General features: G+C 47.2%; 15 protein-coding genes and 3 tRNA genes. 8 read left to right on the forward strand and 10 right to left on the reverse strand.

Annotated features, from left to right (window positions below):
- Positions 1 to 36: 36 nt before the first annotated feature.
- The 3 genes from BUA34_RS08655 to metK all read right to left on the reverse strand — a co-directional run bounded on the left by BUA34_RS08655 (position 37) and on the right by metK (position 3496).
- Positions 37 to 1605, reverse strand: a complete 1569-nt coding sequence (locus tag BUA34_RS08655; RefSeq protein WP_072828398.1) for a DUF4832 domain-containing protein — start codon at positions 1603 to 1605, stop codon at positions 37 to 39.
- Between the two features lie 57 nt (positions 1606 to 1662).
- Entirely contained in the window at positions 1663 to 2226 is a 564-nt protein-coding gene (locus tag BUA34_RS08660; protein ID WP_072829010.1) for a hypothetical protein, read from the reverse strand.
- 76 nt (positions 2227 to 2302) lie between these two features.
- Positions 2303 to 3496, reverse strand: coding sequence for a methionine adenosyltransferase (metK, locus tag BUA34_RS08665; protein WP_072828400.1), 1194 nt, complete (start codon positions 3494 to 3496; stop codon positions 2303 to 2305).
- Between the two features lie 233 nt (positions 3497 to 3729).
- Here metK and BUA34_RS08670 point away from each other — a divergent pair, with 233 nt between their 5' ends.
- From BUA34_RS08670 to BUA34_RS08690, 5 genes are all read left to right on the forward strand, one after another.
- Entirely contained in the window at positions 3730 to 4494 is a 765-nt protein-coding gene (locus tag BUA34_RS08670; RefSeq protein WP_072828402.1) for a Nif3-like dinuclear metal center hexameric protein, read from the forward strand.
- Between the two features lie 137 nt (positions 4495 to 4631).
- Positions 4632 to 5552: a M23 family metallopeptidase gene (locus BUA34_RS08675; protein ID WP_072828404.1), complete on the forward strand. Its 921-nt coding sequence runs from the start codon at positions 4632 to 4634 to the stop codon at positions 5550 to 5552.
- A gap of 48 nt (positions 5553 to 5600) precedes the next feature.
- Entirely contained in the window at positions 5601 to 6836 is a 1236-nt protein-coding gene (locus tag BUA34_RS08680) for a hypothetical protein (RefSeq protein ID WP_072828406.1), read from the forward strand.
- On the forward strand, positions 6808 to 7608 hold the full coding sequence (locus BUA34_RS08685; RefSeq protein WP_072828408.1) for a hypothetical protein: 801 nt from the start codon (positions 6808 to 6810) through the stop codon (positions 7606 to 7608). The genes BUA34_RS08680 and BUA34_RS08685 overlap by 29 nt, the downstream gene beginning before the upstream one ends.
- A 9-nt stretch (positions 7609 to 7617) precedes the next feature.
- Positions 7618 to 8367 (forward strand): hypothetical protein, encoded by a 750-nt coding sequence (locus BUA34_RS08690; RefSeq protein ID WP_254794397.1) that lies wholly within the window; start codon positions 7618 to 7620, stop codon positions 8365 to 8367.
- Positions 8368 to 8529: 162 nt separating this feature from the next.
- Here BUA34_RS08690 and BUA34_RS08695 read toward each other — a convergent pair.
- From BUA34_RS08695 to BUA34_RS08725, 7 genes are all read right to left on the reverse strand, one after another.
- Positions 8530 to 8605, reverse strand: a tRNA-Asp gene (locus tag BUA34_RS08695).
- Between the two features lie 24 nt (positions 8606 to 8629).
- Positions 8630 to 8704, reverse strand: a tRNA-Val gene (locus BUA34_RS08700).
- Positions 8705 to 8710: 6 nt separating this feature from the next.
- Positions 8711 to 8902 (reverse strand): hypothetical protein, encoded by a 192-nt coding sequence (locus BUA34_RS08705; protein WP_072828410.1) that lies wholly within the window; start codon positions 8900 to 8902, stop codon positions 8711 to 8713.
- Between the two features lie 304 nt (positions 8903 to 9206).
- A tRNA-Asp gene (locus BUA34_RS08710) sits at positions 9207 to 9282 on the reverse strand.
- Between the two features lie 168 nt (positions 9283 to 9450).
- Positions 9451 to 11727: an HD family phosphohydrolase gene (locus tag BUA34_RS08715; RefSeq protein ID WP_072828412.1), complete on the reverse strand. Its 2277-nt coding sequence runs from the start codon at positions 11725 to 11727 to the stop codon at positions 9451 to 9453.
- Positions 11728 to 11738: 11 nt separating this feature from the next.
- Positions 11739 to 12533, reverse strand: coding sequence for a PhoH family protein (locus BUA34_RS08720; protein ID WP_254794398.1), 795 nt, complete (start codon positions 12531 to 12533; stop codon positions 11739 to 11741).
- 148 nt (positions 12534 to 12681) lie between these two features.
- Entirely contained in the window at positions 12682 to 13035 is a 354-nt protein-coding gene (locus BUA34_RS08725) for a hypothetical protein (RefSeq protein ID WP_072828416.1), read from the reverse strand.
- Positions 13036 to 13118: 83 nt separating this feature from the next.
- On the opposite strand from BUA34_RS08725, the gene BUA34_RS08730 reads away from it, so the two are divergent.
- The 3 genes from BUA34_RS08730 to BUA34_RS08740 all read left to right on the forward strand — a co-directional run bounded on the left by BUA34_RS08730 (position 13119) and on the right by BUA34_RS08740 (position 19788).
- A complete protein-coding gene (locus BUA34_RS08730) occupies positions 13119 to 14495 on the forward strand; it encodes an aminopeptidase P family protein (RefSeq protein WP_083579761.1) in 1377 nt (458 codons plus the stop codon).
- A gap of 54 nt (positions 14496 to 14549) precedes the next feature.
- The gene (locus tag BUA34_RS08735) at positions 14550 to 17975 is read left to right on the forward strand and encodes an MFS transporter (protein WP_072828418.1); all 3426 of its coding nucleotides are present in this window, start codon (positions 14550 to 14552) and stop codon (positions 17973 to 17975) included.
- A 130-nt stretch (positions 17976 to 18105) separates the two neighbouring features.
- Entirely contained in the window at positions 18106 to 19788 is a 1683-nt protein-coding gene (locus tag BUA34_RS08740; protein WP_139255911.1) for an FISUMP domain-containing protein, read from the forward strand.
- Positions 19789 to 19797 lie beyond the last annotated feature (9 nt).

The following is a 19797-nucleotide window of genomic DNA, read 5'->3' on the forward strand; positions in this document are numbered from 1 at the left end:
GTTTCGCATTTTGCGTAACGCATTTTGCGAAAAATGTTATTTTCCATTCACTTTATAGTACGCTTTGCGCACAGTTCCTGTGAAGTTTTGTGCTTCGGCGTTGTTTATGGTACGGCCTTTGAGATCTACGATTTGTGAGTTCTTGGCGCGGTTTTCGTGAACTTTGCTCGCGGCACCTTTATTCCAACGTGCGCCTGCGATTGATGTGGTTCCGTTTTCGTCGACGAGTCCTTCGATGACAGCTGCGCTTCCGTTGAGGCTTGCGTTATAGGGGATTGTCGCATTTTGCAAAAGCTTATTGCTGGTGATGGTGAGTTCGGGCGTTTCGCTGTCGGCGATAGAAATTCCTGAAATGGTATAGGTGGCTTCTTCACCGGGCAAAAGACCTTTGAGCGATTTTTCGCTGCGAATGCCTTTAATGGTCACATAGGCGTTGTGGTAGAGCGGGGCTATACCCACGTTTTTCACGCGGATTGCGGCTGAAACTTTGTTGACCGCAAATCCTGTGACTTCGAATTTGTAGCCAGCATTGGAACTTGCCTCATAGACGCGGCTCCTGGTGGCGTACTTGCCTTCAGGCGCGTCGTTGCCGATGACGTATGTCATGTGGTACTTGGCTGCGGCATCTTCCCAGGTTACTCCGTAAAGTCCGGCGGGGTTCAGAAATTCTTTTTGGTCCTTGTCTTCGTAGTAGCTGATTTCGCCGCCGGCGGGTGATGTTTTCCAGCGGTCTTTGCCCATTGTTTGCCAGTTCTTTTCGTTGTCGCCTTCGCCTTGTGAAATATCGTGCTTTTCGTGCATAAATGAATCGTCAAAAAGTCCGAAATTAAGTGCAAGCAGAGTCTTGTTCCTGGCGATAGGTGTGTATTCATCGTCTGCGGCGTCAATAGAAATGCTCCAAGGTGTTTCTTTGAATAAAGTATCAAGATGTGTCAGAAAATCTCTTTGATAGTCCTTGGATGGGAAGTTCGAGCCGAGCTTGAGTTTGGTGCCGTAGATGTGGTATTCTGCCCAGTGGCCGAAACCCGCTTGTACAAATGCGATGCGCGGGTCTTTATCGTATTTGGCGGCGAAGTCGGCGTAGAATTGTTTGTAGAACCACTGTAATGCTGTGCTGCTCCAGTCGGCATAGAATGTGGGGCCGTCACCGCCCGGATTTTCAGAGAACGTCTCCAAATAATTGCTGTTGGTAACGAAGTAATTGGGAACAGCGGTTGCGCCTTTCACGTTTTCGGTGCAGTTCGGGGCGTTCTTGATGGTTTCATTCGGGTACTCGATGCGGAACCGCACGATGGCTTGGTGCCCACGACTCTTGATATCTTCAAGTAACTTTTCGAAACTGCTCCAGTCGTAGCTAATTTTACCGCCGTATTCCCCAGTGACAACAGCACAGGGGAGGCAATATGAAAATTCTAACGAGATGGATTTTTGCAAGTCTTTCTGGCTTTTGGCTTGATCGGGCCAAAATACAATGCCTTTCATCGGTTCAAGTGTTTCAATGCTTTTGTTTAGCGCGACGGAACGCGCTGCCGCCAAAGAACTTGTTGCGCACAAACCTGTCGTGAGTGCTGCGATTACAGCGCCTTTGAAAAAAATCTCTTTCACCTAACACACTCCTTTAGGGAATAAATCCTACCTAAAGGTAAAAATAATCTGATTTAATCAAAAAAGGATGTTCAAATTCAACCCGGCGGTGGCTCCGAGAAGGTCTACGGTTGGCGTCAAGATGACTTTTGCACCATCTGTTCCGTCCTTGAGTTCGGAACGTCTGCGTTTGTAAATCTCGTAGGCATGTTCGTACGAGGCGCGTTTGCTGTTTTCGCCTGTACTAGTGACAATTGTATAAATGCTGCGGATGAGTCCGATTGTTCCGATGGCGGTGAAGGCGATGCCTCCGACTTGAAGTAATTGCCTGTGAGTCTCGGCGTATGAATTTTCTTTAGTCTGGTCCTTGTCTCTAAATGCGATGACTGTCGCAAATACCCCAAATCCGGTAACGACTCCGCTTGCGATGCCTATGGTTGTGGCGTTGCGGACTGCATCTTTTTCGGCTTGGATCAAGTTCTCGTAGTATCCGTCAAAATCGACTTGCGTGAGCGTTGCATGTTGCTCGGCTTGAACGGAATCTTTTGCAAAATAGGGAGGGCGTAAATCGCTAGACGGATTTGCGTGGGCTGAGCATAATACAGCCGCGATAAGCAAAAGTGCAAATATTCTTTGTATCATATTTCCTCCTCGAATAAAATACAAAAACAGACCGCTAAAGTGCGGTCTGCTTTGTAAAGTTTGTTCGCGATTTTTATTAAACCGCTTCAGCATCCTTCTTCAATGCTTCGGCCTTGTCTGTCTTTTCCCACGTGAAGCGAGCACCCGTGCGGCCAAAGTGGCCGAGGGCTGCGGTCTGCACGTAACCCGGCTTGCGGAGGTCGAGCATCTTTTCGATGCCGGCCGGAGAGAGGTCGAAGTTCTTAGCGACAATTTCTTCGATCTTGCGGTCGTCGATCTTGCCTGTGCCAAACGTGTTCACGAGCACAGAAACCGGCTTGGAGTAACCGATAGCGTAAGCAAGCTGGACTTCGCAACGGTAGGCGAGGCCTGCTGCAACAATGTTCTTTGCAACGTAGCGTGCTGCGTATGCTGCACTGCGGTCGACCTTGGATGGGTCCTTGCCGCTGAATGCGCCACCACCATGACGGCCCATGCCACCATAGGTATCGACGATGATCTTACGGCCTGTGAGACCGCAGTCGCCGTGCGGGCCACCGACAACGAACTTGCCGGTCGGGTTCACGAGGTAACGGGTCTTCTTGTCCAAGAGCTTGGCCGGGATGACCTTCTTGATAAGCTTTTCGATGATTTCCTTTTCAATCACGGAATGCTTGAGTTCCTTGCCGTTCACCTTTTCGTCGTGCTGAGTGGAGATAACGACGGTGTCAACGCGGACCGGCTTGTCATTTTCGTCGTATTCGACGGTGACCTGGGACTTGGCGTCCGGACGGAGCCACTTGATCTTGCCCTTTTCGCGGAGGTTCTGGATTTCTTCCATGAGCTTGTGAGCGAGGCTGATCGGAAGCGGCATGAGTTCCTTGGTTTCCTTCACGGCGTAACCGAACATCATACCCTGGTCGCCAGCACCCTGCTTGTCGTCTTCCTTGCCTTCGGCTGCCTTGGCATCAACGCCCTGGGCGATATCCGGAGACTGCTTGTCCATAGCGACGAGCACGGCGCAGCCCTTATAGTCGAACTGGAGGTCCGGGTTCACGTAGCCAATGTTCTTGATGGTGTTGCGTGCAACTTCCTGGAAATCAACAACAGCCTTGGTAGTAATTTCACCAGAGATAACGACGAGACCGGTGTTCACGAGGGTTTCGCAAGCGACGCGGCTCTTCGGGTCTTGGGCGAGGCAGGCGTCGAGGATGGAGTCGGAAATCTGGTCGGCGACCTTGTCCGGGTGACCTTTAGAAACAGATTCAGAAGTAAAAAGATAATGTGCCATTTGGGGCTCCTATAATAATTCTTTAAATTCAATCTATGCGTAAATTTAGTTAAATGCATAGATTGTGGCAACGAGAAAATAATCCGAATGGCTTTTTTACGCTCTAAAATAGGGGGGTGTGTTGTAAATTAAAATTATATATTTATATTTCCTATAGCTACTAATAGAAAGTTGGATGGCGGAGAGTAAATTCTGGCATGGTGTCAGGATGTCTTGACTAACAAGGAGCGAATATGGATTTGCCTTTTATAACTGCATGGCTTGATGACCTGCTCGACCCGAAATCTTTTAATGATTACTGTGTTAATGGTCTTTGTGTTGAAGCTAATGATAAAGTCACCAAAATCGTGACGGGCGTGAGCCTGCGCGACCAGTTGATCGATGCTGCCATAGAAGAAAAGGCGGATTGCATTATCGTTCATCATCCGAATGGCTTTTGGAAAGGCGAAAACCAGCTCCCGGTAGGGAAATTCGGGGCACGTCTTCGCAAGCTTATGAATAACGGAATTTCTTTGTTCGGCTTCCATCTGCCGCTCGATGGCCATCGTGAAATTGGAAACAATGCCGTTATCGCCAAGAATCTCGGCTTGAACCCGGTCCGTGAATTTGCGTACGAAGGCATGAGGGCTATTGGCGTGATTGCCGAATGGAATACTCCTGCAACAAGAGAAGAATTCTTGGATTGCTTGGATACTGCTTTTGAACATGGTGTGCAGAATAAATTCTTCTACGGTTCCGAACAGATTAAGCGTGTTGCCATTTGCAGTGGCGGTTGTAGCGCATCTGCGGTCAGGGAAGCTATGGAAATGAACTGCGATGCTTATGTGACCGGTAGTATCAAGGAAGATATTCCTATACTCTGCCAAGAAAACGGCGTGAACCTTGTATCTTGCGGGCACCACAGGACCGAAATCTTTGGCGTAAGCGCACTTGCTGCAAAAATCCAGGCTGAACTGAATATTCCGTCAAAGTTCATTGACTTGGATAATCCGGTTTAGAATATTTTTGTGTAAATGAAAAATAACGGGAAAAAAGGTCTAAAAAACGACAAATTGTTGCATAAACAGGACTTGTAATAAAAAAATAGGGATAAATCCTTTGAAATTTTTGTGCCATTTATTTACATTATCCCTTGATGAATTTCGTTAGGGCCTCCATACATTTCCAGAAATCGTCACGGATGTTGACCGTGAAGGTGCCTTCGTTCATTCTGCGCGGTTCGCTTTTAGCGCGAATCGTCGTTGTTGTTGGTTTTATTCTCTTCTTGGTTCAGGTCCTTTCGACCTCTGTCTACGATGGCTTTTTGAAGCACGCTTTTGCAAGTCGTCAGAAACTGAACAAGGAACTGACCCAAATCCAGAATACCGTGGATTACATTTCCAGTACGTCCAAGGACTTCTTCAAGGCCGAAAAAATGCTCCATGCTAAGCTCGGTCTGCCGCTGCCGGATGAAGCTTCCCGTAAGCTCTCGACAGGTGGCCATATCGAACCGAATGTCCAGCTTTTGCGCAATAGTTCTCCTGTGTTCGAACGTACGGCCAAGATGCACGAAGATGTCTGGCGTATTTTTGGACAGATCCAGAATAACGAAGAATCTTTTAATGCTCTGACTAAGTATATCGACCAGAGCCGCTCTGTTTTACGCTACATTCCGTCGATTTCGCCGACCACGGGGCGTTATGCATCTGCCTTTGGGCCGCGTATCCATCCGGTTACCGGTGAAAAGGGAAAGATGCATCAGGGCATCGATATCGGTAATGACCGCTGGACTCCGATTTATGCACCGGCGGATGGCGTTGTTGAAATTTCCCAGCTGAGTTCCTCTTTTGGGAATTTTGTAGTCCTGAATCATGGCAATGGTCTCAAGACCCGTTATGGACACATGCAGATGTCTGCCGTGACTCCGGGACAGTTTGTACATCGTTATCAAATTCTTGGCTATATGGGCAATACTGGACGTTCCGTCGGTCCGCACCTCCACTATGAGGTCTGGAAAAACGGTGTGCCGGTGAACCCTCTTCCTTATATTCTCCCTAACGACTATGAAGTCGACTAAATCTCGCTAGCGTTTTACGCTTAGAGGGGCGCGCCCAGGGAGGGTGTCGTGAATAATTGTTGCTGTGTGCCGGCGTTAGGCTTGGCATTTTTCTCGTGGGCTTTTTCATGTCCGCAGTTTGTTGAATTTTTCCCTGATCCTAAAAATGTTTCAGACCAGGAGGGCGAGTACGTTGAAATTCGCTTGGATGAATTTCGTGCGGATTCGCTTTTTGTGCGGTTCGAAAACAAGGAAATCTTGGCATTTGAATGGCCGGAGGCTGAGCGCTTGGTGCTGGTGCATGATTCCTCGCAGTGTCCTATGCGAAAGAATGTCGCGTGTGGCATGCTAGGGAAGGTCTCGCTCCCGAATTCTAGAGAGTCTATCTGGAAGGCTTGGTCGGGCGTGTGCATGGATTCGGTGACGGTTCCGCAGCCTAAGCCGGGTAAGGCAATTCAGCGCGTGGGTCTTACGGATGAATGGGTGTTTGTTGCTGGTACTTTTGGTGCTGGCGATCCTGAATACGAACTTGGCGTTGAAGAAGATTCGCTTTTGGCTTTGGTGAGTGAACTGGGCAAGCAGGGGCGAACGCTCCGCATGACGGAGATTCATCAATGTCCGGAAGAGCCTATGCCGGAGTGGGTGGAACTTTATAATGCGAGTGCGTATACGCTCCCGTTGCAGGAGTTCCGCTTTTGCGATCGTGGTAGCGTTTTGGGGAATGTAAATGATTCGATTCTGCCATTCCAGACATTACTGGTGAGCAAGGATACAGCGGCTTTGCGGGAGGTCCTTGGAATTCCCGATATTCACATGGTTCAGGTATCGCTAGGGTATTTGAATAACATAGAAGGCTCGCTTCGTCTCTGCTTTAGGAACGAGGTTGTCGATAGTGCTTTTTGGAACAAAGGAACGGTTTCTTGTCCGTCGGGATTCAACCCGTTGACGGGAAAGCGAGAGTTTACGCCAGGGTATCAGCCTAAAAGTGTTGGAATCGGTGGAGGTCGAACTTCGACAAATGCTTCTATAAATGTGCCTATAAATGCGCCGCTTACATATAAACTTTCTTCGAGGGTGGCTTCGAAAAAAGGTGCTGCGCTTCGTGTGCGAGTCGATTCCGAGCATGATGTGATGCTTGCATTGTTGGATTCTGCTGGGCGGCGCGTGTGGAAATCCGTTGTTTCTGCAATGTCTAACGAATGGGTCAAGGTGCCTGCACAGGAATATCTTGGAGTTGGTGTAGGCTATGTCGCTTTTTCTGTGGGGGAATACGAAGATGTCGTCGGTATTCTTGTTCGCCCTTAAACGTTTGTATGTATTTTCGGCAGTTGTTGTGATGCTTGCTGCATTGGGGTGCTTTGAGCTTTGCTATGCGGCTGAGGGGCACGCCTCGTTTGCGTCTCTCCTTGCGGGTGGGCTTTCTCCTGTTGGGCTTGGTGGTTATCATTCGACACCGGCTCGTTTTGCAGACCCGTCGTACGGGCTTTCGTATTACTGGATGGATGAAGTCGAAGAAACCTCGTGGAATATGTCGCTTGAATTTGGAAATCACGACCATCGTGTGGGAGCCTTTGTCGCGTACCTGTCTATGGATTCCTTGTACCGGAACTTGTACTCGGAACTTTCGTATGCGCGTTCGTGGAATCGTTTTGTAATCGGTGCTAGCTATGGGGTAGATATGGAATGGATTCCTGGCGGGGATTTTTGGGCGCGTCACCGTTTTAAGGGTGCTCTTGATTACCGATGGCGTGAAATCCATTTGGCAGGAATGTTGAGCGGCTATACGGATGAAGGCGTTTCGCCTATGGTCGGAGTTCATTGGATTTCGGATGAATCCATAGCTGCTTTTGCGGAATGCGATTTTGATTATTTGTACATAGGGACTGTTTTTAGATGGAAATTTGCTGAAATTAGCTCATCATACCGGTTTCCTGACTTTGCGGTGGCGTTACAGCTGTCTTTTGAAATTTCTCGTTACGGAATATCGTTTGCGCGGGGCTTTAAGCACAATTCAATAGCATGGAATGGCCTCCATGTTACGCGTTGGCTTAAAGATGAAAGGAGGAAAATTAACTAACTTTGACATATGAAAAAAGTCGTCCTTTTATTGATTGCTTTGTCTGTATTGTGTGTGGCTAAACCGGCAAAGAAGCAACCCAAAGCGAGTGCTGAAAAAGCTGTAAAAACGGAAGTGGTCGAAAAGGACGAAACCCAAGCTGCCGAAGAAAACGCTATTGCTTTGGAAACGCCTGCATCTGATTCTACTGGACAGGACGAATCAGAGATTATGGATTCGACGGTTACCATTTATATCCATCCATTTAACTTTATGGTGCCGTATTCTCATTTCTGGGGTGGCGTCAATGTACCGAATGGATTTACGGATTATCCGTTGTATTATTTGACGGTGGAATGGAAATTGATGGAAAAAATTTCCCTTATTTCGATGCCGCATTATGTGCGTGTGGACCGAAAAAGAAAAAGCGACCGCTACAAGATTCATGATATCGGTTTGCAGGAAAGTTTCCGTTTGTATGGTGTCGGTGGCAAGCGTTGGCGCTATTTCCAGGTAGGCTTCTTAGTGGATCATCTGCATATCCATTCGAACCGCGATGGTGGCTTTGATGGTTGGCTTTACGGCTTTATGCTTAATGGTGGCGTCAAGAAGGTCTTGAACGGCGGGGAAGGCTTCTTGGGGCGCTTCGCCGTGTTTCTTGACGTAGGATTAGGTTACGTCTGGACTAGTGATTTTGATGCGGACCGCAAAGATCGATTCTTTGAGATGGACAAGGGTCTTGTCATCGACGTGAACGCTGCGATAGGATTCCAGATTTAAAATCAATTAGGAATTAGGAGTCCGGAATTCGGATTTAAGTCGTCATTGCGAGCGCAGCGCGGCAATCTAAAAAAGAAGAAGCACTTCTCAAAGAGAAGTGCGGTTTTTGTTTCGCTATCGTAAAACAAACGAAAAGTCCTCTCTTTCGAGAGGACTTCTTCGCGGGATAGACGAGGCTTGAACTCGCAACCTCCGGCGTGACAGGCCGGTGCTCTAACCAAAATTGAGCTACCACCCCAAATCGTTTCCGATTCTTCGGTAGTGGACGATAACGGATTCGAACCGCTGACATTCTGCTTGTAAGGCAGACGCTCTGAACCAGCTGAGCTAATCGTCCAAATGATTACTTCTTTTCTTCCTTGCCGTTGAAGAGAATTCCAAGCGGAATAATTACAACGTAAGCAATTGTCAAAATAATCGGTGCAACCGAGAGGCTGATTGGATTATCTGCAGGACCTGTGCCCAAGCAAATGAAACCGATGACGAGTAGTAAAATGCCAATAGCTATAAGAACAAGATTCTTTTTATTTAACATTTTCTACAACCTCAAGATTACGTGCCAAATATACAAATATTAAAAGTCTTGTCAACCGAAAACGGGCTTTTTTGCAAAAAAAAATGAAATTTTTTTGAGTATGTTTTTGGGGAGTTTGGAACAAAGTGCTGACATCGCTTTTGTGCCGTGTGGAACTATGTATGGTGATCCCGTCCCCATTCGCGGATCATGACCACATAAGAGCAAAAGCTCTAAGTGGTCAAAGACATCGAGTGCGGGGTGACAGTAAGGGTGAGTGCGCACAGCAAACGAAAAGCGCTTCTCAAAGAGAAGCGCTTTTTCGCGGGATAGACGAGGCTTGAACTCGCAACCTCCGGCGTGACAGGCCGGTGCTCTAACCAAAATTGAGCTACCACCCCAGTGGTTTGTTTTTGTTTGTTAGGTCTTTCAACCGAACGACCCAAATATAAAAAGATTTAAATTAAGTGTCAAGGGTCATGTGCAAAAAAAGTGAAATTTTTTTGAAAAAAAAGATGCTCGAGAAAGTCGAGCATCTAAATCCCTAATTATGCATTTCAAATTCCGGATTATCTCTGTCCTGGGTATTTGACACGGGTATGGTATGTTCCGTCCAAACTATGCAAGAACGCTTCTTCGAGCTTTGAAAGTTCCTTTACGGACAAATTACTTTCGTTGAACTGCCCGTCCATGAATTTGTCGAGAATCGTCTTGTGGATCATGGATTCAAGAGCTTCGGAAGATGTATCTGCCATGGAGCGGCTTGTGGCTTCGATAACGTCTGCAAGCATGAGGATTGCTGTTTCCATGCTTTGTGGACGCGGGCCCTTGTAGCGGAAATCCTCTTCCTTGACTTCTTTTCCTGTTTCCTTAGCGAGTTCTTTAGCCTTGTGGTGGAAATACTGGATGAGCGTCGTGCCGTGGTGTTCCTGGATGCCGGTAGTAACAAGTTCCGGAATCTTGTATTCCTTCGCAAGCAAAATGCCTTGAGAGACGTGGCCCGTCAGGATTTTTACGGATTGGTACGGATCAAGGTTGTTGTGCGGGTTCACGCCTTGCTTCTGGTTTTCTGTGAAGTATTCCGGGCGCATTGTTTTGCCTAAATCGTGGTAGAGTGCCATGACGCGGACTAGGAGCGAATTGGCGCCAATGCTTTCGGCAACGCCTTCTGCAAGGTTTGAAACTTGAATGCTGTGGTGGAATGTGCCCGGTGCAAGTTCAGAAATGCGCTTGAGTGCAGGTCTGTTGAAGTCGGACATTTCCATGAGCGTAAGCACTGTCGTGATGCTGAATACTTTTTCGACGACGTGAATCAAGAGCACTGATGCAACTGCGGTAAAGATGATGATGTTTGCGCTTGCTGCGATGAGCGTCTGGTAGAATGTCACGAAGTTGAATCTGTTGCGGAGGAGAAGCATTATGCTGATGGATGCTGCTGCTGCAACGACACCTGCAATCATACTCCAAGCAAACTGAACACGGTAACGCATGCGGAAGAGCGGTGCGATGACTGCGATATTGACAAGAAGGCTCGTGAGCGTTGCGGCAAGGTCGTATCCGTTCAAAATTCCATAGAATCCGGCGGAGAATGTTGCAAAAGCAAGTCCCATGCGGAAATCATAGAGCACAACGGCAATCACGGGCGTAAAGGTAATGGGGTAGAGCCACATGAAGTCGATGGCATCGGGGAGGATGCTGTCGGGCCTGTTGAGTGTTCCAGAAAGGTTATGGATAATCCAGAATGCAAGGAGCTGCAATACGGTCAAGAATACAAGGCTCCACAACTGGCGCGGTGTCTTGAACATGGTGCGCGTCGGCGTGTAGAGGCAGAACATGATGAGCAGCGTAATGATAATGACAAAGACGAGCACGTTACCATAAGGAGCGGTGAGCATCTTCGAATTTTCTTCGTTCTGTTGAGCAAGCTGGAGTGCGTCAATCTTTTCGAGGATTTCCTTGGTGATGGGTGCGCCTTGTGCAACGATTTCCATGCCGCGGGGAACCATGCCCTTGATGAGCGTGACCTTGTTGCTTGCATCAAGCTTGCGGGCTTCGGTTTCTTTTTCGAGATAGAAAACGTTCGGGCTGGTAAATACGTAAAGAGCTTCGTAGAAAGCGCTCTGCAATCCCTGCTCTGTAGAGAACGAACTCTGCAATTGACCGAACGCTTCGTCGATTCGGCGCTGCATGGGTTGTATTTCGTTGATATCCAGCGTGTTTTCTTCGTTTTCCTTGATGAGAGAAATCGTCGGCTTGTTGTAAATGAGATTCTTGATTTGCTTGATGTTGTAGCTGTTGCAGAACAGGTTCACTTCGGTTTCTGTTTTTGCAAGGAGCGTGTTCGAAACACCTTTTTGCATCATCTGGTAGAATACGGACATCAACGAATCGCGTGCGACTGCGTTTGTGCTCAAGGGCTTGATAGCTGTAATCGAAAGACGCTGTTTGAGCTGGTCGTAAATGCTGGAGGCTTCCTTGATTTTCTCCTGCATGGAGGCGCTGCCATCGTCTTTGCTGGAACTGATGACGGACTGCATCTTGCCGTACTGTTCCAGTTTTTTGAGGTACTGTTCCAGTTCGCGTAACAGGCGCGTTGTTTCATCGGCGTTGAACTCGAAAATGGCATTCACCTTCTCGGCTGCACGAGCTTTTTCGTTCTGAATTTCCTGTTCTGTTTTGGGAACTTCAAACTTGAACGGAGCGACTATCGTTCTCGTACTGAGCTGGCCCAGGTGCGGGCGTTCGGCGCGGAGTGCGATATTCTTGTCGGGAAACAAGATAATGGCAATGAGGATTAAAATAACCCAGCCGATAAACAGATGAATTTTTTTCTCTTTCTTGTTCATTTAACACTCTTCTATTTTTTGAGCTCGTTCTGTTCGTAAGCTAGCAAAATGTCTTTGACTAAATGATGTCGAAGAACGTCAGTGGCGCTAAATTCGACTTCGGCGATTCCCCGGATCCCCTTGAGAATTCTCATGGCGTGTTCCAGACCGGAAACTTGCCCTTTGGCGAGGTCAATTTGGCTTGTGTCACCAGTGATGATAGCCTTGCTGTGGGGGCCGAGTCGGGTGAGGAACATCTTCATCTGGGCGGTTGTCGTGTTTTGCGCTTCGTCCAAGATAATGAATGCCCGTTTTAGAGTGCGTCCACGCATGTAGGCAAGCGGTGCGACTTCGATGGCTCCGGTCTCTTCGTAACGGCGCAACTTTTCTGTAGACAGAAGTTCGGAGAGGCTGTCGTGGATGGGGCGGAGGTAAGGCGCAATTTTTTCTTTCAGGTCGCCTGGCAAAAATCCGAGCGATTCGCCTGCTTCAACTGCTGGGCGCACAAGGCAGATGCGTTCGGCTTCACCGCGTTCGAGGCTTGCAACGGCAAGTGTTACAGCGAGGAATGTTTTACCTGTGCCGGCAGGGCCTTTCGCAAAGATGATATCGTTTGTTTCGACTGCCTTGACCAGTTCGGCCTGTGCAGGAGTCTTTGCGGAAACGCTTATCCCGAACCTGTTCCTGAAGATGGGACTGTCGGGGATGGCTTCGGTAAAGGGGGCTTCCTTGGGGCCGAGCATGCGTTCGAGCTGCTTAGCATCCAAAACTTCGCCGTTGCGCGCGGCGATTTTAAGCTGGTCGAGGACTGCTAGTATGCCTGACATGTCAGCATCTTCGAGCGGGACAATGTCGAGTCCCGGAAGTCGGGTGCGTATTTCAACGCAAAAACGGCTCTCCAGTAATCGGAAAACCGTTTCACGTTCGCCTGAAATAACTCGTTTCAGGTTGTCAGACAGCGAGTAATGCCTTATACTACTCTGCATCTGTAGAAGGTTGCTGAATCGGAAGACCAAGCTTGGTTCTTGCTTCGAAGATTTCCTTGCGGAGCTTGTGGTTGTCTTCGTTTGCTGCAGAAGCTTCGTCCTGAGTCTTCTTCAAAGTCTTTTCGTTGATGACTTCCTTGGGCGGTTCCTTCTTCACCGGTGCGGCCGGCTTTGCAGATTCAGTGTTGTCACTGTAGCCTGTATAAGAAGAGGATTCGGTGGAGGAATCGTTGCTTCCCGTATAGCCAGTGTCACCGCTGTCCGAGTTAGAAGAACCTGCGCAAGCCGTGAAAAGTGCTACAGAAAGAGAGGCGAGAACTAATTTCCATTTTTTAAGAGACATTATTTAAGCTCCATTCTAGTCTTTGATGGCTAAAATATATATAGTTGTGGCAGAAAAAATGTTAAAAAAGGTAAAAATTGACTATGCAATCACGAAAAACCGATGTTCAGGCCTATTCTCAGGTCTTTTTATCGTCTAAAAATTACGATTCCAAGAAAATTTATGCGAAAAGACGTCTGTCTTTGATGAAAAAATTGGATTCGTTCTGCGTTTTTGCAGGAATGCCTGTTGAACCAGGGGGCGAGGAAGCCTTTGTTCAAACTTGGACTCGCTTTGTGCAGGATCCGGCCTTTTTGTACATGACCGGCGTGAACCAGGCGGGGTGTTTTCTGGTTTTGGACCCGCGGAAAAGCTCTACGACACTGTTTGTACCTAAAAAAGATCCGTTCAAGGAATTCTGGAACGGTAAACGTCTCGGTTTTGTGGATGGCGAAAATGTTGTTTCTCGGTTGACGGGGATTGATGATGTTCGACCGGTTGATGATTTATGGCCGTTTGTCGAATCGCTTGCTGCGGCTTATTCGAATGGTAAGGCTGCCGTGGATCACGCTTTTGCTTTCTTCTATGAAAAATTCAAGGGCGACCACAACGAAAAGTTTATGCTTAAGATGAAAAGCGTACTCCGTCGCCATAAGATGAAGGTCAATAGCTGTGCCGACATGCACTTTGAGGACCGCTTGGTGCTAGAACCGGAACGAATTGGCGATGCCCACATGGCGCAAGAGATTACGGATGAGGCTTTCCGTGCGCTTTTGCCTGCGATGAAAAACATGAAGACAGAACGCGATGTGGCGCTCTATCTGAACTACGAAATGCAGCGCCGTGGCGATGGGGACCTTGCGTTCCCGACAATTATTGCGGGCGGCAAGAATGCCTGCTGTTTGCATTACGTGAAAAACGACGAGCCTTTGCGTGATGGTGAACTTGTGCTCTTTGACTTTGGTGTGCGGTTCGGGACTTTGCATAGCGATATCTCGCGCACAATCCCTGTAAATGGCAAGTTTGACCCACTTCAAAAAATGTTGTACGAAATCGTGATCGAGTCTGCGAAGGTGTACCAGCGCGTGGTGCGTCCGGGCGTTTCGCTCAAGGAAATAGGCATGATTTGTTGGGAGTTCATCATGATGGAACTCGACCGTCGACTCGTAAAGGGGGCGAAGGGTTCGTTCAAGTTGCTTTACGAAAAGCGCCCGCATGGGGTGAGCCACTTTATTGGCGAGCATATTCACGAAGGCGCCCCGGGCTCCCGCTCATTGGATGTGGTGCTAAAACCGGGAATGTTAATCTCTTGTGAGCCAGGACTTTACGGTGATTTTAGTGCGACAATTGATGGGGTGCGCTACCGTGAAAGTATCGGAATACGCATAGAAGATGATTTACTTATTACAAAAAGCGGATTTGAAAATATTTCGGAGCATATTCCGCGTACAGTAGAGGATATTGAGGCTCTAATGAGGTGATTTTTCTATCTTTTAGCTATATAACATTTTGCAAAAAGAATGAGGATTTTGTAAATGTGGAAAGTTAAAGGTGCTGTAAGATTCTTCTTATCTGTCCTTGCTACAGCTTTTGTTCAGGCGGGTGTATTTATTTACGCTCAAAAGATTCTCTCCGGATCGTTCTTTGCGAAAGACGGTATCATCTGGCAGAGCTTCATGCTTCAAATATTCTTCCTCGCGCCATACGTGCTGATGGTGTTCTTTGCGGGGTTCTTCACCAATAAGTTCTCGAAGAACAAGGTGATGGCGTGGTCGTCACTCGTGATGACGCTATTTGTGATAGCGCAGTCGGTCTTGGTGACTGTCGATTACCCGAGAATCGCATTCTGGCTCTCAATCGGGCTTAGCTGCGGTTTTGCAATCCATAGTGCGGCTAAGTATGCCATTGTGAAGGAAATGTTTGGAGTGCGCAGATTGAGCTATGCAAACGCTTTCCTCCAAATCTTTAGCATTGGCGGTATTATCGCGGCGTCTTGGCTTGCAATTGTCGGTGTGAACCTCATTAATCTTGACCAGCTCGTGTCTTACGAAGCTGTGCGTCGCATTACGTCCAAGTCCGTTGTGATTCCGTGGATTCTCACTGCGGTGAGCGTGCTCGGTACGGTTGCAAACTTCATGATTCCTCGCGTGAAGTACCAAGACCCGAACGTAAGCATCGATAAGGTTAAACGCCATTTGAGTCTCGGTTTCCGCGTGCCGACGCTCCGTGCTTCTATCATTGCCCTTTCGATGTTCTGGGCTTTGGCTCAGGTGTTTGTTCTTGTGTATCAGGACGTTTCCGGTTCTTCGACCGTGAACATGATGCAGGATTACATGTCGTTTGCGATTATTGGCCTTATGGTCGGTACGATTGTGGCGGCGCATTTCTCCAAGGACTTTATCGAATCAGGTTTTGTGCCTCTTGGCATGTTTGGCGCTTCGATTTGCATGTTCCTCGTGCCGTTCCTTGTGCACCCGGTTGCTCTCGTTGTGCTTTATTCTATGACCGGTTTCTTTGGCGGTCTCATCTTGGTGCCGGTGAATGCTCTCTTGCAGTATAACACGCGTCCGAATAACTCCGGTTCTGTGATTGCTCTTGCTAACTTGATCCAGGCCGTTGTGCTCGTGGTATTCCTGTTCGTGTTTACGATGTTGGTTCGCTCTACGGATATCCGTCCGCAGAACTACTTCATTGGCCTTGCTGTTATTTCTGTCGGTGTGTTTATCTGGTCGATTTACAACTTGCCGCAGGCCATGCTTCGCACGCTCCTCCGCTTTGTATTTAGCCGCTACAGAATCCGCGTGTTGAATGTGCAGAACATCCCGAACGAAGGCCCGATTCTTTTGGTCGGTAACCACCACAGCTTTATTGACTGGGCTATGGTGCAGATGGCATCGCCGCGTCCGCTTTGCATTGCAAGTAACAAGGACCATTTCGACAAATGGTATTTGCGTGCCGTGCTCAAGCGCTTGGGCATGATCCGCATCGATAGCCGCAATCCTAAGATTGCGATGGACAAGATTCACGATGCACTCCTTGCGGGTAAGGCTGTCGTGATTTTCCCGTCGGGCGAAGTGTCCAAGTCCCCGCACGTGGAACCGTTTACGATTGATTATTCCTCTGCTGTTGATGGAACGAAGGCTCAGGTGATTCCTTTCTACATCCAGGGGTTGTGGGGCAGTAACTACAGTTACAGTTCTTCGAACATGTTTGGTGCTTCTGCCGAACGTTCTGTGACGATTGCTTTTGGTAGCGCTATTCCTGCAAATACGCCACCTAACGAAATCCGTGCGATTCTCCGCCGCATTTCCATTGATGCATGGAACTACGCTGTGTCGTTCGTGCACCCGATTGCTGATAGCTGGATCCGCACTTACAAGAAATATGTGAAAAACGGCCCTGCAATTTATAGTCCGGATGGCGCACATTTCTCGGGTTACAAGTTGATGGGTGCTGTGATGGCGTTCCGCGGTTACCTCAAGAAGACGCTTGGCAAGCAAGAACGGAATGTGGGTATCATGCTTCCGCCGAGCCCTGCCGGTGTGATTGTGAACCTCGCTCTTTGGGTGTTGGGCAAGACGAACGTGAACTTGAACTATACCTCGTCTGTCGATAACGTGAAGTTCTGCTGTGAACGTGCAGAATGTTCTACTGTGATTACGAGCCGCCAGTTTGTTCAAAAGTTGAAGGGTCGTGGTAACGATTATTCGCAGATTGCTTCGGACAAGGTTCGTCTGCTTTACGCCGAAGACATGATGAAGGAAATCCCGAAGGTTAAGATTGCTGCATTCCTCGTGCTCTGCATGGTTATGCCGAGTTGGTTGATACGCTTTGTGTTCGTGAAACGCCGCTCTTTGGACGACAATGCTTGTATCGTGTTCAGCTCTGGTTCCGAAGGTACGCCGAAGGGTGTGGAACTTACGCAGCGTAACTTGATGGGTAACATCCAGCAACTCGCCTGTATTTTGAATGTGAGCCGTGGCGATGTGATGCTCTCGGAACTCCCGCTGTTCCATAGCTTTGGTCTTACGGTGACAACGCTTTTGAACCTCACGGAAGGTTGCCCGATTGTTGCTGTGGCAGACCCGACCGACGTAAAGACCATGTCTCGCGTTTGTGCCGAATTCCAGGTATCGTTCTTGATTGCAACGCCGACATTCCTCCGTGCATTTACGGTGAGCCGTTATGTGCATCCGTTGATGTTTAAGTCTGTGCGTATCATTATTGCTGGTGCCGAAGCGCTCCGTCCGGAACTTGCGAATGCATTCCGCCTCAAGTTCGGTAAGGAAATTTACGAAGGCTACGGCTGTACAGAAACGGCTCCGGTGGCGTCTGTCAATACCGAAAATACGTTGTTTGATGACTATACCACCATGCAGGTGAATAACAAGCCGGGAACCGTGGGCCCAGCTCTTCCGGGTACGCAGTTCTTGATTGTCGACCCTGAGACGAACGAAACTTTGCCGACTGGTGAAGCGGGTATGATTCTCATTGGTGGTTGCCAGGTGATGAAGGGCTATCTTCATGATCCTGATCGTACAAAGAGTGTAATTGTACAGAAGGATGGTGTCCGTTATTACCGTACTGGCGACAAGGGCTATCTCGATGAAGATGGATTCCTTACGATTGTGGACCGCTACAGCCGCTTTGCAAAGCTCGGTGGTGAAATGATTAGTCTCGGCGCCGTCGAAAAGAAGATTCAGGACACGCCGGTGTTGCAGGGGTGCGATTACGTTGTTACTGCTATCCCGGATGCCACCAAGGGCGAAAAGATTGTTCTTTTGTACCAAGGCGAAAAGGATCCGAAGGACGTGCTTTCGGAACTGCGTGCAAGCGGCATGCCGCCTTTGATGCTTCCGTCTGCTGCGTTTAACGTAGAAGTGATGCCGAAGCTTGGTTCTGGAAAGGCTGACTTTGCGACCGCAAAGAAGATGGCAAAGGAACTGGTGGAGAAGAAGTAAAAACCTTTTTTCATTCCCTCCCTGATGTGCATGGTTGATTTTCAACCATGTTTTATGAAATAGGGGAGGAATGTAAGATTGGGGATTTTGCTTTGGTGTTTATATAGTTTGGATGAAGATAAGAAGGAAAATGAAATCTCTATTAATTTTTATTTTGTTCTTTTCTTTCAATTGTTATGCTGCGTTTGTAGCTGTTTTAGAGACTATGAGTGCTCCTAATACACTTACTTTTACAGAACGTCAGTATATAACAGATAAATTACGACAAATTGCAGTGACTTCTCTTCCAAGTTATATGGGCTATACCATCATGACTCGTGAAAACATTATCGCAATGCTACCGCCTGGTAAAAAGGTTGATGATTGCGAAGGCTCTTGTCTTGTTGAAACTGGTAGAAATATCTCTGCTGATTTTATTGCTCAAGCAAGAATTAGTGTGTTTGGAAAATCATTTACGGAAACAGTGGAACTGTATGAGACCGCATCTGGTAAGTTGATGGCTAGCTTTACAGCACAAAGCCAAGATGCTGAAGGCTTGTTGAAAGAAATAGAACTTCAAGCTCCGTCACTTTTTTCTACAATTAAGAATCCTTCTAGGGCCTTTAGTGATGGAATTACCGGCTTTAAACAAGGGACTTCTTTCAGTATGAAAGGTACTCGTCAGTTTTTAATAGAGCTTTTTTCAAAACCAGAAGGAGCTATGGTAAGTGTTGATGGTCGGCCCAAATGTAAATCAACACCGTGTAATGTGCAGTTAGATGAGGGAAAACACAATATTTCATTTGCTTTTGATTTTTATCTTGATTTAGATACGTTGATCGATGTTAATAGTAATGAGCAGCGCTTGGTTGTTAATTTAATACCTAATTTTGGAACACTTGAAATTGCGCCTCGCTTAAATGGGCGTGGTGATATTGCGGACCTTTCTGTAATAATTGATAAAAAAGAGTATAGATCAAAAAAAATTCGACTTGCTATTGGGACGCATCATGTTGATTTACGTCATCATTGTTTTGAACCGGTGTCTTTTGATGTGACTGTGAAAAATGGAAGTGAATTAAAATTTGATTATGCTATGGAACCTGCTATGGGCGGACTATCGCTTTCTGCGATGGATGAAAATGGTCCCTTGTCTATGCCTGTTTTTATTGATGGAAAAATGAGGGGGAAAACTCCTTTTTTTGAATCGGTTTCAATTTGTAGTCGTGTTGAAATTGGAAACTCCAAAGATTCTGTTCCTGTGTCACTAAAGTATCATGAAACAGTTGAGTATGTGTATAATGAAAAAGAAAATGGTGCTTATAAAGATCGCGATGGTAATGCGTATAAGACAATTAAAATAGGTAATCATCGTTGGCTGGCTGAAAATCTAAAGGAAAAAATTGGAAATAGTTATTGCTATGATAAAGAAGTAAAGAATTGCCAACGTTATGGACACCTTTATAGTTGGAGCGAAGCTAAGTTGGTTTGTTCACAAGGATGGCGTCTACCAACCAAAAAAGATTTTGAAGATTTATTTAATTCTGTTGGTGGTAAACATGTGGCTGGGAAAATGCTTAAATCAACAAATTATTGGTTTGGTGATGGTGCTGGAGAGAATACGTTTGATTTTGGTGCTATACCATCGGGCTATCAAGACCATGATGGTAGTTTTGGTAGTTTAGGTAATTCGGCTTTTTTTTGGAGTTCTACAGAAAAAGGCCCCGGCTATGCGTATTTTATGAAGTTAGATGAGAATAGTGATAATGCGTATTTTGGTTATAATGGAAAATATTATAGATTTAGTGTTCGTTGTGTAAAAGATTATAATTAGAGATTTCCT

It is taken from the genome of Fibrobacter sp. UWB12, from assembly GCF_900142485.1.
Lineage (GTDB): Bacteria > Fibrobacterota > Fibrobacteria > Fibrobacterales > Fibrobacteraceae > Fibrobacter.

Excerpts from the sequence above, each read along its gene's own strand:
- BUA34_RS08660 (WP_072829010.1), bottom strand. The coding sequence starts at position 2,226 with ATGATACAAAGAATATTTGCACTTTTGCTTATCGCGGCTGTATTATGC.
- metK (WP_072828400.1), bottom strand. The coding sequence starts at position 3,496 with ATGGCACATTATCTTTTTACTTCTGAATCTGTTTCTAAAGGTCACCCG.
- BUA34_RS08670 (WP_072828402.1), top strand. The coding sequence starts at position 3,730 with ATGGATTTGCCTTTTATAACTGCATGGCTTGATGACCTGCTCGACCCG.
- BUA34_RS08675 (WP_072828404.1), top strand. The coding sequence starts at position 4,632 with ATGAATTTCGTTAGGGCCTCCATACATTTCCAGAAATCGTCACGGATG.
- BUA34_RS08685 (WP_072828408.1), top strand. The coding sequence starts at position 6,808 with ATGTCGTCGGTATTCTTGTTCGCCCTTAAACGTTTGTATGTATTTTCG.
- BUA34_RS08690 (WP_254794397.1), top strand. The coding sequence starts at position 7,618 with ATGAAAAAAGTCGTCCTTTTATTGATTGCTTTGTCTGTATTGTGTGTG.
- BUA34_RS08705 (WP_072828410.1), bottom strand. The coding sequence starts at position 8,902 with ATGTTAAATAAAAAGAATCTTGTTCTTATAGCTATTGGCATTTTACTA.
- BUA34_RS08715 (WP_072828412.1), bottom strand. The coding sequence starts at position 11,727 with ATGAACAAGAAAGAGAAAAAAATTCATCTGTTTATCGGCTGGGTTATT.
- BUA34_RS08720 (WP_254794398.1), bottom strand. The coding sequence starts at position 12,533 with ATGTCAGGCATACTAGCAGTCCTCGACCAGCTTAAAATCGCCGCGCGC.
- BUA34_RS08725 (WP_072828416.1), bottom strand. The coding sequence starts at position 13,035 with ATGTCTCTTAAAAAATGGAAATTAGTTCTCGCCTCTCTTTCTGTAGCA.
- BUA34_RS08730 (WP_083579761.1), top strand. The coding sequence starts at position 13,119 with ATGCAATCACGAAAAACCGATGTTCAGGCCTATTCTCAGGTCTTTTTA.
- BUA34_RS08735 (WP_072828418.1), top strand. The coding sequence starts at position 14,550 with ATGTGGAAAGTTAAAGGTGCTGTAAGATTCTTCTTATCTGTCCTTGCT.
- BUA34_RS08740 (WP_139255911.1), top strand. The coding sequence starts at position 18,106 with ATGAAATCTCTATTAATTTTTATTTTGTTCTTTTCTTTCAATTGTTAT.